Raw genomic sequence first — 14,024 nt, 5'->3', positions numbered from 1 at the left:
TGCCCTCCGGGGTAGGGATTTCGATACGGACAACGTCAGACAGTATTACTGGTCAGAGACCGATGCGCGAGAATCCGCCCGACGACCCCGACTCCGTGGCTATCGACAACCTCGAACAGCTCGGACTGAGCACGTACGCCGCCAGAACGCTCGTCGCCCTCGTCGGCCTCGGCTCGGGCACGGCGAAGGACGTGAGCGAAGTCGCCGACGTACCGCGGACGCGCGTGTACGACTCGGTCGAGGAACTCCGCGAAAAGGGGCTCGTCGACGTCCAGCACTCGACGCCGAAGCAGTTCTGGCCGGTGTCGGCCGAGACGCTCGGGCGCGTGTTCGAACGGGAGTTCCAGCACCGGCTCTCCCGGCTCGGGGCGGCGCTCGACGCGCTCGATACCGGTCCCCGTCGGACCGAGCAGGAGGGCGTCTGGACGGTCGACGGCCACGAGGCCGTCACCAGCCGCGTCACGGAGTTCCTCGACAGCGCCGAGGACGAAATCGTCTACATAACCGTGGAAGAACTTCTCACGGACGAAATCGTCGAAACGTTGGCCAGGGCCGCCGAGCGCGGGGTCCGGATACAGCTTGCGGGAATCTCGCCGACAGTGCAGGTCCGCATCCAAGAGTCGATTCCCGGGGCCGAGATGTTCGAGTCGCTCTGGATCTGGTCGGACACGCCGGCCGGCCGTCTTCTGATGGTCGACGGGACGAAGACGCTCGTCAGCGTTCGGCAGGAACGGTCGGAGTCCGTCCCGTCGGAGCACGCCGAGACGGCGATCTGGGGGGAGGGGGAGACGAACAGCCTCGTCATCGTCCTCAGAGCGATTTTCACGTGGCGTCTCTCGAACACCGAAGAGGAATGAGCCGCCCCCGCGTTGTCACTCACTTTCTCACAGAAAGTTAATGTAGCAGCACATCCTCTTGAGGGGCATCATGAGCGGGGATGGTGAGCACCCTGATGAGGACCCCACGGGCGGAGACGAGCCACCCGACGCGAGCCTCGCCGACTACGACTGGGCAGTAACGTCGCCGGTCACCGCCGTAACCGAACTGGTCGCGGACGCCACAGACCGAGACCCGGCGACGCTCGACCCGCTGTACGACTACGTCGACCCCGACGCGCTCAACGCGCTCGTCACGTCGTCGAACGACGACCAGGCGCCTCGCGTCCGGATTACGATAATGTACGCCGGCTACGAGGTGACTCTCCGACGGGACGGCCACGTTCGACTACGTGGCCAGCGATAGCACCGGCGAACGCGGACCCCGTCGTGGTCCGCGACGGGAGCGCCGCGGCTTCACGACCGGCGACCGCGTCACTCGTCGGTGTCGGGGTTTTCGATGATTTCGGCGATGGTGACCAGGGCCTCGAACTCCGGCGGAGAGCCACGGAGACGGATGACGCCGTCGGCCCTGTCGTACTCGATGAATTCGGCGTCGGTGGTCTTCGGGACGTGGTTGTGTCGAAGCGAGATGTCTATCCGTTCGAGCGTCTCGTCCGGGACGTCCTCCGGCGACGAGGCCTTCTCCCGGTCGGCTACCGCTTCGGTGAGTTCCGTCACCGAAACCGGCCCGTCCTGTTTCTTCAGATAGTACAGGGCGTACCGTCGACGCTCTTCGCTTAGCAGATCGAAGATCGTGTCCAGCGAGGCCATGGATGTGAATGGCCCCCACAGTTTATAACGACATTGTCAAATAGATAGTAAGATAGCGGAAATAAAATCCCTGTCCTCGGCCGATAAATCGGCCCAGGCGAGTCGAGCAGCGCCCGGAAGCGAGAGGAGACCCGCGGCCACGGTAGCCGAGTTCCGGAGAAGCCTCGTTCGTATCTCTCCCTTGTCGCCAGAAGCACTTAAATGACGAACGGTCGAGGCGGGTGCGACCGCGGAGAGCGCCGACCGGGAGGGTCGCCAGTGGAGGTCGTAGGGCAGCGTCGCGGTCGTCGGGAGGACGCCGAGCGCGAGCACGGAGAGGACGGGATTCAGGCTCGCGCTGCACTGCGACTGCGCGCCGGGCAGCGACGCGGCCCGGCGACGGAGAAGGAGCGACGGGTCTCAGTAGTGCCAGGGGTAGTCGTCGAAGTCGGGATCGCGGCCCTCGTTGAAGGCGTCCCGTCCCTCCTGGGCCTCGTCGGTCATGTACGCCAGCCGGGTCGCCTCGCCGGCGAACACCTGCTGGCCGACCATACCGTCCGAGTCGAGGTTGAAGGCGTATTTGAGCATCCGCATGGCGGTCGGGGACTTCGAGTTCATCTCCTCGCCCCACTCCAGCGCGACGTCCTCCAAGTCCTCGTGGGGGACCACCTCATTGACCATGCCCATCTCCGCGGCCTCCTCGGCGGAGTAGGTCTTCCCGAGGAAGAACACCTCGCGGGCCTTCTTCTGGCCGACCTGCCGGGCGAGGTAGGCTGAGCCGAACCCGCCGTCGAAGCTCCCCACGTCGGGGTCGGTCTGGAGGAACTTCGCGTGCTCCTCGCTGGCGAGGGTGAGGTCGCAGACGACGTGGAGCGAGTGGCCGCCGCCGACCGCCCACCCGGGGACAACGCAGACGACGGGCTTGGGGATGTGGCGGATGAGTCGCTGGACTTCTAGGATGTGCAGGCGGCCGCCCTCCGACGCCGTCTCGCGCTCCTCGTCCCCGTCCCGGTACTCGTACCCCGACTCGCCGCGGATGGACTGGTCGCCGCCCGCACAGAAGGCCCAGCCGCCGTCCTTCGGCGAGGGGCCGTTGCCCGTCAGGAGGACGCAGCCCACGTCCGTCTGGCGCTTGGCGTGGTCGAGCGCGTCGTACAGTTCGTCGACCGTGCCCGGCCGGAAGGCGTTGCGCACCTCGGGGCGGTCGAACGCGATGCGAACGGTGCCCTGGTCTCTCGCGCGGTGGTAGGTGATGTCCCGGAAGTCGACGTCGTCGACCTCCTCCCAGCGCTCTCCGTCGAAAATCTCCGATACCATGCCCGGGAGTGGCGGTGGCACGTCCAAATAGATTCCCGTCGCGGCTCCGGCGGCGACGACGCGTCGATCCGAAATCTCCGCATCCCACGGGCGACGAACTAGAACAGGTCGTCTATCTGCTTGTTGTGGAACTGTTCGGCGGGGTCCTCGCGTTCGGCTCGCTCGCTCGCCTCCTTCGCGCGCTCCATGAACTCGTGGATGCGCTCGGAGCGTTCCGCGCCGCCGAGCAGGACGAGCGACGCGAGGCGCTCGCTGTCGAGCGGGAAGTCGCCGCCGCGCACCTGGAGGCTGCCGGTCTGCTCTTCGACCCACGTCCGGGCGCTCTCGACGCCCTTCCGCGGGATGCGGTCGGGCTGGCCGGCGACGACCAGCAGCGCCGAGTCCGCCGCGACGGCGTTCGGGAGACTGAGGTTCGACAGCAGCGCCTGGCGAGTGTTGCTCGTGACGGTGTTGATGTTCTCGGCGCTCTCTTCGTCCGCGGGCGCGCTGGCGTATCCGAGCGCGGCGATGCCGCCGGAGCGGAGGGTGTTGATAACCTCGCTGGAGTCGACGACGCTCTCTCCGACGCCCTCGGTCGCCTCGCCGGACGCGAACAGGAGGCCGATCGCTGAGCGATGGCCTCGTTTATCGCGTCCAGCGCCTCGCCCATGCTCTCGCCGGCCGCGTGCCAGGCGTCGTTGTCGACCAGCAGGGTGGCGTCGGCCTCGCGGACGACGGTCTTCAGCGACCGACCGGCGTTGGCCTGATACATCGCGCCTTCGCCGCGCCCGGGGAGGACACCGAGCGCGTAGACGGGCATCCCGTGTATCTGCTGGAGTTCGTGGACGAGCACCGGCGCGCCGCCGCTGCCGGTGCCGCCGCCGAGGCCGGCGACGACGAAGACGGCCTCCGCCTCGGCGGTGATGCGGCCCTCGAGCGCGCTCATCACCTGGCCGGCGTCCTCCTGCATCACTTCCGCGCCGAGTTCGTTGTCACCGCCGACGCCGTGACCGTTCACGCGGTCCCGACCGACGAGCACCGTGTCGAGGTCCAGTTCCTGGAGGTCGGCTTCCGCGGAGTTGACGGCGACCGCACCCTGCACCGCGTCGAAGCCCATCCGGGCGTCGAACTCCACCAGCTGTTGGGTTATCTTGCCCCCGCTTGCCCCACTCCTATCAGGACGACTTTCATAAGCGAAGCGTCTGATTGGGGGATAATCAACTTTCCGACGCGGGTGAGAAAAAGCGAGGTCCCGTCGGCTGACGAGACACCGCCGTGCAGAGGGGAACCCGGTGTCGCGGTCCGACCGAGACGAAATCGCCAACCGCGCACCTGGAACGATAGCCGCCGTTCGCGCCGTCGGACGAACCTTTACATACTGGGGCGCGGCCAACGCCGTCGATGCCCGACTCCGACACCCTCGAAGAACGGCTGCACGCCGTCGAACGCGCGCTCGCCGATGCGGAGGAACCCCCCGACCTCGACGACGCCGGACTCGCGGCGACGACCGACGACCTGGCGGCCAGACTCGACGACCTCGAAGCGCGCGTGGACGAACTTGACGCCGCCCTCCAGGCGGTGCGAGGCTACGTCGGCAACGTCCGCTCGGTCAACGAGGACGTCGAGCGCCGCGCCGACGCCGCGCTAGCGAAAGTCGAGGCGCTGGAGTCGTCCGACGTGTCCGCTCCGACCACGGCGGACGCCGTCGTTCCGCCGACGAACGGGAGCGCGCGGGCGACCGGTGACGGGAGCGCACCCACGACCCGCGGCGACCCCGTCGACACCGGCGGAGACGGCGACGCTTCCCTCCTCGACCGGTTGAGGGAGTCGCTGTGAGCGTCTGGACGGCGCTCGCCGTCGTGCTCGCGGTCGCCGTCTGCGGTCTCGCAGCGCCCGCCGTCGAGGACGCCCGGTCGACCAGCGCCGAACGGAGCGTCGAGGGAGACCTCGGTCGACTCCCCCGTGCGATGCAAGCGGTCGAAAGCGACGACGCCGTCCCGCTCGGCGACCGGGGCGCCCGTCGGGTCGTCACGCTCACGATCCCGGCCGCGTCGCCGACCAGCGCCGGGGTCGAGTTCGTCGCGGTCGGGGGCGTCCCCGGTCGTCGGCACCCGAAGGACGCCCGCGGCGACGTGCTGGCCTACGGAGTGGCCGACGGTCGAACCCGCGTTCGGCACGTACCGTTCGACGTTCGCGTGGCGACCCGGGACGGCGACTGGCGGGTGCATTCCGACGCGAGGCCGCTGGTCGTCTGGCGGTCCGGGCGGACGAGGATAACCCTCCGTCTGGTCAGGTACCGGGGGCGGCTGACGGTCCTCGTCTCGCGCGACGGACGGTGACGGTCCAGCGTCCGACGCGTGGTCCCTGGAAATACCAGCATCGTTACGAGCGTCGAAAAGGTGGATTAGACGCCGACGCAGGTAGATTCGAGAACCTGGCGAGTGGATTCGACGACGATGAGAGTGGATTTATTATCTCTGGTGAAAGACGATTGGTAGATGGTCCCCCGAAAACGTCTTCGTGTCGCGTTTGGCGTCCTGCTGGTGCTCTGTGTCGGCGTGCTCGCGTCGGGATACGCCGGACAGGTAACCGGTTCCGGAGCCGTCGCCGACTCCAGAACGACGAACGGCCCCCACGGCATCGCGGACGTTCCTGCCGACGAGATAACGGTCGTCAGCGACCACAAGAGTCCGACCGTCGGGTCGAAGCTCGTCGCAGTCGGTCCCGGCAAGGACGTGCTGTACCACAATGCCACGCTCGACTACTACTCCGACGTCGACCCATCGCCTGCCGGGAAGTACACGGTCACGTACGTCGGCGCCGAGACCATCCCCAAGCAGCAGTGCGACGGCGTGACCAGTTGCCGACGGATGGTCATCGAGCGCCTGAACATGTCCACGGACGAGGTCGACCGGCTGTACAGTCGCGTCGTCCCGACCTACTCCGGGTTCCGAATCCCGTACACGAACCGCTGGCACGACGTCGACCGCATCAACGACACCCACTTCGCGGTCGCCGACATCGAGCGCGACCGGGTGTTCGTCGTCAACACCTCCAGCGAAATCGTCACCTGGCAGTGGCAGGCCCTCGCACACTACTCCCACGACAGCGGCGGTCCCTTCCCGAACGACTTCACTCACCTCAACGACGTGGAGATGCTGCCGGACGGCCGCATCATGGTCAGCATCCGCAACCAGGACGAGGTCGTGTTCATCAACCGGACGACCGGGGTGAACGAGAGCTGGACGCTCGGCGAGGAGGACAACCACAGCGTCCTGTTCGGCCAGCATAACCCCGACTACATTCCGTCGTCCCAGGGCGGTCCCGCCGTCGTCGTCGCCGACTCGCACAACGACCGCGTCGTCGAGTTCCAGCGCGTCGACGGGGCGTGGAAACAGAGCTGGGAGTGGAAGGACGCCCGGATGCAGTGGACCCGCGACGCCGACCGCCTGCCGAACGGCAACACGCTCGTCACCGACACGCACGGCAACCGCGTGGTCGAGATAAACGAGGACGGCGAGAAGGTGTGGAGCGCGCAGTTCAACTTCCCGTACGACGCCGAACGCCTCGGGACGGGCGACGAGAGCGCGGGCGGCCCGAGCGCACAGCGCGCCGACCTCGCCGGGAAGGCGAGCATCGACGGCGAGGCGAAGGACGCGGAGAGCAAGGCGAAGACCGGCGACGACGGCCTGGCCTCCCTGCCGAAGAAGGCGCTGACCGCCGTCGAGGACACGATACCGCCGAAGCTGTTGAACGCAGCGCTCTACGTCATGCCGGGCTGGTTCCACGTACTCGAAGTGTTCGCGCTCGTCGGCGTCCTCCTCGTTGGCCTGACGTGGAGTCTCGCGGAGGCGTACTGGCGCGGGTACCGCCTCCAGCTTCCGGTCGACCGGGTCGCGAGCGACGAGAACTGACGCCGGCGCGCGTTCGTCTCGGGACGAACTACTCGCCTCGGCCAACATTTCCGCCGGACGGTCGTAGGTTTTAGGGGCTGGCTCGTCGTTCTCACAGGAAGATGAACGGGCGTGTCTCGCGTCGGCGGTTTCTCGGTCTCGGGGTGGGTGCAACCGCTGCCGGCCTGTCGCCGACCGGAACGGTACGGAACTCGGACGAGTCACGTACTGGGGCGAAGGGAAGACAGCGATCGTCGGAGCGGTCGGACGGCCGCTCGTCGCAGCCGAGCGACGTCCTCCCGGACGAGTTCGACACCGACGCTCCAGTCGACGTGCGCGGTGCTATCTACGTTCCCGCGCGGGCGTTCAACCGATACCAGATGTGGAAAGACTACGACCGCGCGGTCATCGAGCGCGACCTGGGGTACGCCGCTCGCCTGAACCTCAACGCCATCCGGACGTGGATGAGCTACGCCTACTGGCTCGAAGACCCTGAGGGCCACGAGGAGCGACTCGAACACTTCCTTGACGCCGCCGCCGACCGCGACATGCGCGTGGTCCTCGGCCTCCACGACAGCATCGGCCACGAACCGACGTACGAGAACCTGATCGACGACGACCCGCTCACGGGCGTCCACACGTTCTCGCCCGCGACCCGAACGATAAAGAACGAGCGACTCTGGGAGACGCCGCGGGAGTACATCAGGTGGTTCATGCGGCGGTATCGTAGCGACTCGCGGCTGCTCGCCATCGAATTGACCAACGAACCGGGGTGGGAGAAGAAAGACGTCGAGTTCATGGCGAAGATGGCGAACACGCTCACCGCCCAGCGTGGGGACATCCCGCTGACGGTGGGGGCGACGAGCCTCACGAACAACACCCGCTATCTCGACTGGGGGATGGACATCCTGCAGTTCCACTACAACTTCGCACAGACACCCGCCCAGTACCGTCGGACGCTCCGGCAGGCGAACAACGTCGCGGACGGGATGGAGGCTCCCGTCTGGCTGTCGGAGTGGCAGCGCATCCGTCAGGGGGACGGGTTCTTCGCGAACGTGAGCCAGGAAGAGGCCGTCCCCGACTACTCCTCGCTGGCACCGATAATCGCGGACGCGGGCATCGGCAACTTCTTCTGGTCGCTGATGGTCAAACCGGCGTACTCGGCCCGTCTTCGGCGGATGGGCGTCATCAACGGCCTCTTCCACGAGGACGGGGCGGTCTGGAGCAGAGACGACGCCAGCGCCATCAAGGCCATGTCCGGCGATCCGACGTTCGAGGGACGCGAGCGACGAGAGTACCCCGACTGGTTCGCCGAGATACGGCCCGAGAAGAACGAGGACGGGAACGAATCGACGGCGTCGGTACGGTCGGGCGAGTGAACCGCCTCGGGGTCATGTGGTTCGAGACGCCGACGGCGTCTCGTCATCACGAGAGAGCTTCGCTCTCTCGAACGACCCCGAGGCACTCGGCCTGCTCCGCCTGTAGACCGAGTCACGTCGCGACGCGGTGCCGTCGCACCGCCAGGAACGACCTCGTCGGCGAGGCGGCGTCAGGGATAGTAAGAGACTCGGCGTCCGAGCGAAGCCGACCCCGTCCGCGTTTGACGTCGCCGGCGTAGTTGTTCTCGAAGCGGTTGCCCGAGACGGTGACGTTCGTGCTGGCGTTGTCGACGACGACGCCAAGCAAGTTCTGGTGGAACTCCGACCGGGTGACCGAACTCCGGCGAGTGTTCCAGATGGAGATGGCTTCGGCGTTGGTCGTCGCGTTCACGTTCCGGATGGTGACCTGGGAGCCGTTCATCACGTGGATGCCACGGTTCCAGTCGGTCACCGTCACGGCGCGTATGGTGACGTCGGTCACCGACTCGCCCTCGACGCGGATGCCGGTGGAGTTGGTCACGCCCCTGCCGTCGACCGTGTGCCCGAACCCATCGAGGACCACGTTATTCGCCCGGATGGTGATACAGCTTTCGGAGAGTCCGGCGCTTCCCCCGACGTTGCGCCTGAGAGCGTACTGCCCCGGTTCGGTGATGGTCGTACAGCTCGTGACGTTCGTGTACTGGGAGGCGCTGGCGTTGCCGCCCGGAGCGCCGACGAAGTCGTTGGTGGCGAGGAAGATACTCCCGGAGACGACGCCGAGCGAGACGACGAAGAGCAATATCAATCGCTGAGTGGACAACGATTTAGACGGAACCATCTTGCTTGAGTCTGGACGACGGTCGATGCCAAAAAAGTATCTCTGGCCGTCCGTCGGACGGATTTCAGTCGTCTCGTTGACTTGTCGCGGCGGCTGGTCGACTCGCCGAGAGAACGTGCGTCACGTGACGCCGGGCCACACGGAATCCCGCGGAGTTCCGGCGTACCGGTCCACTTTTTCGCCCACGTCCGCTCTGGTTCGTCAATGAGCTACCGAGACGCGGTGATGGCGGCGAAGTACGCCGGCGGAGCGAGCGAACAGGCGACCGCGCTCCACCAGGAGCGCCTCGACCCCGTCGTCTCCGGAACGAGCTACTTCGGGTTCGACCGGCCGCGGGGCGTCGTCGTCCATCTCGTCCCGGACGGGGTCTACGACGACGGGTACGCCGTCGACCTCTCCGAGCGCGGCGTCCTGCCGGAGGCCGACCCCACCCGGCCCACGCAACTGCCCGTCCTCGGGAACGCGGGCGACGCGCGCGGGACCTGGACCGCCGACGGCTTCGGCGCGTACGTCGAGGACGCCGCCGAGTGCCGTGGCTACGCGCATCTCTTCTCGAACGGCGTCGTCGAGTCCGTCTCGGCGCTGCCGTTCGAGGACGGGGGGAGCGACGGCGGGGAGGCGGAAGACGGGACGGTTTGTCTCGACGGTCGCGCGCTCGAACTCGACCTGACCGCCTGCGTCCGCCGGTATCTCCGCCTGCTCGCGTACCACCAGACCCGCGGTCCCGTCCACGTCGCGATCAGCGTCTTCGGCGCGGCGGGCTGTCGGCTCGACACTGGTGAAGGCGATTCCGACAGGGGCGGCTCCGCCGGGGACGGCTCGGCCACGGTCCGGACCGACCTGCTCGCCCCGTTCACGGTCACGCTCGACGGCTTCGACTGCGACGTTCGCGCGGAACTCGCCGACCCCGTCGACGCGCTCTGGCGCGGGGCGGGCTTCCCGGGGTCGCCCTTCTTCGACGGCGAGTGGACGCTGCGCTCGGCGTTCGAAGAGCGACGGTGAGGTCTCAGACGAGACGCCCGTGGCTGGTCGAACGAAACGACGCTGCAGAAGTCGGCGAACTTCCCTCGTATCTCTCCCTTGTCGCCAGAAGCACTTAAACGAGAAGCGGTCGGCTCGCGGCGACCGGTGGGGGTCGCCGACGGGCGAAAGCCGGCGTCGAGTGCAGCGTCCTACCGCGAGTCCACGAACGCCTCGATGCGGTCCATCGCGGTCCGGAGGTCGTCCATCCCGGTGGCGTAGGACACCCTGAGGTGGCCCTCGCCGCCCGCGCCGAAGACGCTACCCGGGACGGCCGCCACGGACTGCTCGCGCAACAGGCCCTCGGCGAACTGCTCGTCGTCGCCGCCACAGCGCGGGAAGGCGTAGAACGCACCCTCGGCCTCGAAGCAGTCCAGCCCCATCTCGCGGAACCGCGCGAGCACGAACCGGCGGCGGCGGTCGTACTCGCGGCGCATCTCCCGGACGTCCTCCTCGCAACCGCGCAGCGCCTCTATCGCCGCGTACTGGGCGGTCGTCGGCGACGATAGCATTGAGTACTGGTGGACGTGGTTCATCGCCCCGATGCCGTCGGCCGGACCGAGTGCGTAGCCCAGTCGCAGTCCCGTCATCGCGTACGCCTTCGAGAAGCCGTTGAACACGACGGTGCGCTCGCGCATACCGGGCAGCGTGGCGATGGAGGTGTGCTCGCCCTCGTAGGTGAGTGCGGCGTATATCTCGTCGGAGAGCACTGTCAGGTCGTGCTCCCGGGCGAACGCCGCGACCGGGGCGAGTTCGTCCTCGGACATCGTCGCGCCCGTCGGGTTGTTCGGGTAGCAGAGTACGAGCGCGTCGGCGTCCGCCGCACCCGCCGACGCCAGATCGTCGGGGGTGAGCACGAAGTCGTTCTCGGCGTGCGTCGGGACGGCGAGCGGTTCGCCACCCGCGAACGTGACCCCGGGGACGTAGGAGACGTAGGACGGTTGCGGAACCGCGACCGTGTCGCCGGGGTCGACCAGCGCGCGCATCGCCACGTCGACGGCCTCGCTCGCGCCGGTCGTCACCAGTATCTCCTCGGCGGGGTCGTAGTCGAGGTCCCAGCGTTCGACGTGGTCGGCGATGGCCGCCCGGAGCTCTCGCATACCGCGGTTGGCGGTGTAGGAGGTCTTTCCGCGTTCGAGCGACTCGATGGCGGCCGTTCGAGCGCCCCACGGAGCCGAGAAGTCAGGTTCGCCGACGCCGAGCGAGACGACGTCGTCTTTCTCCTCGGCCAGTTCGAAGAAGCGCCGGATGCCGGACGGCGGGACGCGCTGGACGCGGTCGGCGGGCTTCATGGCGAGACGGAGAGGCGGTCGTCGTCGCGGTCGTCGAACTCGATGCCGGCCTCCTTGTACGTCTCCATGACGAAGTGGGTCACCGTCTGGGTCACCTCCGGAATGGGCGCTATCCGGTCGGCGACGAACCGGGAGACCTCGTGCATGGACTCGCCTTCGACCTCGACCGCGAAGTCGTAGTCGCCGGAGACGAGACGCAGGGTCGACACCTGCGAGAACCCGGCGATGCGGCTCGCGATGTCGTCGTAGGAGGTCTCGCGGTCGAGTTCCACGTTCAGTTCGACCGCCGCCATCACGTGCTCGTCGGACACCCGGTTCCAGTCGACGACGGCCGTGTACCCCCGGACGGCCCTTTCGGCCTCCAGTTCCGCGAGCAGGTCCTCGACCGTTTCCTCGTCGAGTCCGAGCTGTCGCGCGAGGTCGTCGGTGCTCTCACGGGCGTCCGACAGCAGCAGTTCGAGCAGTTCGCGTTTCTCGTCCATAGTTGGCACTGCCCGTCCAGCGGGATAGGATTTGCTCACGTGGCAAGTCCTCCCGCGAGGTGTCGCTCGACGACCAAGAGGACAGGCAAACCGGTCGCGAGCGCGCCGCTGACGCCTTAAAATCATGGGAACTATTCGCATGAAACAGTGGTGGAAGGGTGTGAAACAGTCGACGAACGGCAGCAGAACGCGACTCGGGGCGCTCGCGAGACGGCGACGTCGGCCTCGAACCGTGACGAAATCGACCCCGCGACGGCCTCTCGAAACCGAAACGCCGGCTCGTCGCCTCGTCCGCGCGCCGACGGAGGACGGTCTGTAAGTCATCATTTCCCACGGAGCGGTCCCGAAACGGTCGTGAAACTGTACAGGAGTGTTCGGAGAGACTGAACTATCGTCCGGGTCTTTACCCCCTTGCTTCCAGGGATGCAACGGATGTCGAACAGCGATTCATCGCGACGGAAGTTTCTGAAAGCGACCGGTGCAGTTGCAGCGATTGGCCTCGGAAGTACGACGGCAGCGAGCGCGGCGTCCGTCGGTGGCGCACCCATCCCCGACGACACGGATTCGCTCACGTACGCGACCATGGGCACGGACGCGGACAACCCGACGGCGACCCTGTTCGGGAACTTCAAATGTCCGTACACGCAGGAGTTCGTTCAGAAGAACCTCGACGACGTCATCGAGGAGTACGTCGCCGCTGGCGACCTGAACCTCCGCTACCGGGCGCACGCCTACGAGCGCCCCGGCCACACCTCGCACGGTTCGTCGTACTACTACATCTCCGACAGCGACCCGCTCATCTCGAAAGCAGCGCTGGGAGCCTGGAACGTCTCCCCCGACGACTACTGGGCGTTCTTCCGCGACATGTACGACGAGAAGGTGTCCGGGACGGTCACGTACGACGAGATGGCGGACCGCATGCGGGCGGCCGGCGTGGACGACGTGAGCGAAGCCATCGACCGCGCGGAATCCGGCCGATACGACGACGACGTCAAGGCGACCATCGGCGCCGCCGACGACGCCGACGTCGATTTCACGCCGACGCTCGAACTCGGCGGCGAGACCACTTCGCCGCACCACGACGTCGACGACCTGCTCTCCTGGATCGACGGCCACCTCGACGGTGCCAGCGCGTCCACCAGCAGCCAGCCCACGACCCGGGCCGTCACCCTCGACGGTCGGTCGACGAGCGGCTGGACACACTACGAGCTCAGCGCGAGCAGCGGCATCGAGAAGAGCAAGGCGATGAACGCCAGCATCGAGTCCGACGACGTCGTCTCGGGTGCGACCGCCGAAGGCTGGGTCGGTCCCTGGAAGGACAGCTACGTCGTCGAGGGCGACATCACGAACTTCTCGGCTCCCGACTCCCTCCGCGTCTACGTCGACGGCGAGACCGTCGACCCCTCGACACTCGGATAACCGTCTCGCCGCTCATCGGTCCCCGAACACCGCAGACGCCCGTTTTCTCACGGAAGCGAGCGCCGCTCGACCAGCGAGCGCGACCGACGACGACACCGACGGCGGCACGGCGAGGAGTAGAGCTTTCACACCAGAGTCCGTGGGTCGGCCCGCATGCAACGAGTCGACATCGACGACGTGGACCCGAAGACGCTGGCCGACGAGAGCGTCGACCGTCGCGGACTCACCGAGGCGCTCGGCACGTCCGACCTCGCCATCAACCGCTACGCGCTCGACCCGGGGGAGGCGTTCGCGGGCGGACTCCACGCCCACCTCGACCAGGAGGAGGTGTTCTACGTTGTCTCCGGGACCGCAACGTTCGAGACGAAGGACGACCCGACCGGCGAGACGGAGACGGTCGATGTCGCGGCGGGCGAGGCGATTCGATTCGCGCCCGGCGAGTTCCAGCAGGGCCGCAACGAGAGCGACGACCGCGTCGTCGCGCTCGCGCTCGGTGCGCCGAGGCCCTCGACCGAACTGCGGACGCCCCAGCCCTGCCCCGAGTGCGACAGCGACGTGCTCGCGGTCGACATCTCCGAGGACGGGATGCGTCTCGAATGCCCGGACTGCGGCGCGACCCTCGACGCCTGAGCCGTCCTATCGCTCGACGTTCACCTCTCCACCCTCGCTAGCATCGAGTAGACCCGAGCGCGGACGACCTGGTGAAATGACCCATCCAACTGGCACTGTTCAGATAAGGATGAAGGATGAGGCGGTTGGAATTCGCAGTGATCTATGCCCGAATTCGACCGCCTCAAC

At 67.1% G+C, this 14,024-nt stretch carries 14 protein-coding genes and 1 pseudogene; 9 read left to right on the top strand and 6 right to left on the bottom strand.

Going from position 1 to position 14,024, the window contains the following annotated elements:
* Positions 1-62 precede the first annotated feature (62 nt).
* Positions 63-857, top strand: coding sequence for a TrmB family transcriptional regulator (locus ACRYA2_RS00075; protein ID WP_433623025.1), 795 nt, complete (start codon positions 63-65; stop codon positions 855-857).
* Between the two features lie 70 nt (positions 858-927).
* Positions 928-1,242 carry a HalOD1 output domain-containing protein gene (locus tag ACRYA2_RS00070; protein ID WP_433623023.1) on the top strand — a complete coding sequence of 105 codons (315 nt, stop codon included), beginning with the start codon at positions 928-930 and terminating at the stop codon, positions 1,240-1,242.
* Between the two features lie 68 nt (positions 1,243-1,310).
* On the opposite strand, the gene ACRYA2_RS00065 is transcribed toward ACRYA2_RS00070, so the two are convergent.
* From ACRYA2_RS00065 to ACRYA2_RS00055, 3 genes and pseudogenes are all read right to left on the bottom strand, one after another.
* The gene (locus ACRYA2_RS00065; protein WP_433623021.1) at positions 1,311-1,649 is read right to left on the bottom strand and encodes a DUF7344 domain-containing protein; all 339 of its coding nucleotides are present in this window, start codon (positions 1,647-1,649) and stop codon (positions 1,311-1,313) included.
* Positions 1,650-2,048: 399 nt separating this feature from the next.
* Complete coding sequence (locus ACRYA2_RS00060) at positions 2,049-2,945, bottom strand: 1,4-dihydroxy-2-naphthoyl-CoA synthase (RefSeq protein ID WP_433623020.1); 897 nt, start codon at positions 2,943-2,945, stop codon at positions 2,049-2,051.
* A gap of 98 nt (positions 2,946-3,043) precedes the next feature.
* Positions 3,044-4,115: pseudogene (locus ACRYA2_RS00055) on the bottom strand (tubulin/FtsZ family protein).
* A 210-nt stretch (positions 4,116-4,325) separates the two neighbouring features.
* On the opposite strand from ACRYA2_RS00055, the gene ACRYA2_RS00050 reads away from it, so the two are divergent.
* The 4 genes from ACRYA2_RS00050 to ACRYA2_RS00035 all read left to right on the top strand — a co-directional run bounded on the left by ACRYA2_RS00050 (position 4,326) and on the right by ACRYA2_RS00035 (position 8,196).
* A complete protein-coding gene (locus ACRYA2_RS00050) occupies positions 4,326-4,760 on the top strand; it encodes a DUF7310 family coiled-coil domain-containing protein (protein ID WP_433623018.1) in 435 nt (144 codons plus the stop codon).
* On the top strand, positions 4,757-5,263 hold the full coding sequence (locus ACRYA2_RS00045; RefSeq protein ID WP_433623016.1) for a DUF7311 family protein: 507 nt from the start codon (positions 4,757-4,759) through the stop codon (positions 5,261-5,263). The genes ACRYA2_RS00050 and ACRYA2_RS00045 overlap by 4 nt, the downstream gene beginning before the upstream one ends.
* A 159-nt stretch (positions 5,264-5,422) precedes the next feature.
* Positions 5,423-6,838, top strand: coding sequence for an arylsulfotransferase family protein (locus ACRYA2_RS00040; RefSeq protein WP_433623014.1), 1,416 nt, complete (start codon positions 5,423-5,425; stop codon positions 6,836-6,838).
* A 101-nt stretch (positions 6,839-6,939) separates the two neighbouring features.
* Positions 6,940-8,196 carry a cellulase family glycosylhydrolase gene (locus ACRYA2_RS00035; protein WP_433623012.1) on the top strand — a complete coding sequence of 419 codons (1,257 nt, stop codon included), beginning with the start codon at positions 6,940-6,942 and terminating at the stop codon, positions 8,194-8,196.
* Positions 8,197-8,308: 112 nt separating this feature from the next.
* Here ACRYA2_RS00035 and ACRYA2_RS00030 read toward each other — a convergent pair whose 3' ends face one another.
* Positions 8,309-8,974, bottom strand: coding sequence for a right-handed parallel beta-helix repeat-containing protein (locus ACRYA2_RS00030; RefSeq protein WP_433623010.1), 666 nt, complete (start codon positions 8,972-8,974; stop codon positions 8,309-8,311).
* A gap of 243 nt (positions 8,975-9,217) precedes the next feature.
* Here ACRYA2_RS00030 and ACRYA2_RS00025 point away from each other — a divergent pair, with 243 nt between their 5' ends.
* Positions 9,218-10,015 carry a hypothetical protein gene (locus tag ACRYA2_RS00025; protein WP_433623008.1) on the top strand — a complete coding sequence of 266 codons (798 nt, stop codon included), beginning with the start codon at positions 9,218-9,220 and terminating at the stop codon, positions 10,013-10,015.
* Positions 10,016-10,185: 170 nt separating this feature from the next.
* Here the strand turns inward: ACRYA2_RS00025 and ACRYA2_RS00020 are convergent, their stop codons facing one another.
* Positions 10,186-11,325 carry a pyridoxal phosphate-dependent aminotransferase gene (locus tag ACRYA2_RS00020; protein WP_433623006.1) on the bottom strand — a complete coding sequence of 380 codons (1,140 nt, stop codon included), beginning with the start codon at positions 11,323-11,325 and terminating at the stop codon, positions 10,186-10,188.
* Positions 11,322-11,807, bottom strand: a complete 486-nt coding sequence (locus tag ACRYA2_RS00015; protein ID WP_433623004.1) for an Lrp/AsnC family transcriptional regulator — start codon at positions 11,805-11,807, stop codon at positions 11,322-11,324. Before ACRYA2_RS00015 ends, ACRYA2_RS00020 begins: the two co-directional genes overlap by 4 nt.
* Before the next feature lie 432 nt (positions 11,808-12,239).
* On the opposite strand from ACRYA2_RS00015, the gene ACRYA2_RS00010 reads away from it, so the two are divergent.
* Together ACRYA2_RS00010 and ACRYA2_RS00005 are read left to right on the top strand one after the other, a co-directional pair.
* On the top strand, positions 12,240-13,226 hold the full coding sequence (locus ACRYA2_RS00010) for a DsbA family protein (protein WP_433623002.1): 987 nt from the start codon (positions 12,240-12,242) through the stop codon (positions 13,224-13,226).
* 153 nt (positions 13,227-13,379) lie between these two features.
* On the top strand, positions 13,380-13,856 hold the full coding sequence (locus ACRYA2_RS00005) for a cupin domain-containing protein (RefSeq protein WP_433623000.1): 477 nt from the start codon (positions 13,380-13,382) through the stop codon (positions 13,854-13,856).
* Positions 13,857-14,024: the final 168 nt, after the last annotated feature.

The organism is Halomicrococcus pelagicus (assembly GCF_050954125.1).
Note: the sequence above shows the minus strand (reverse complement) of the source record. Positions and strands in the feature narration are given on the sequence as shown.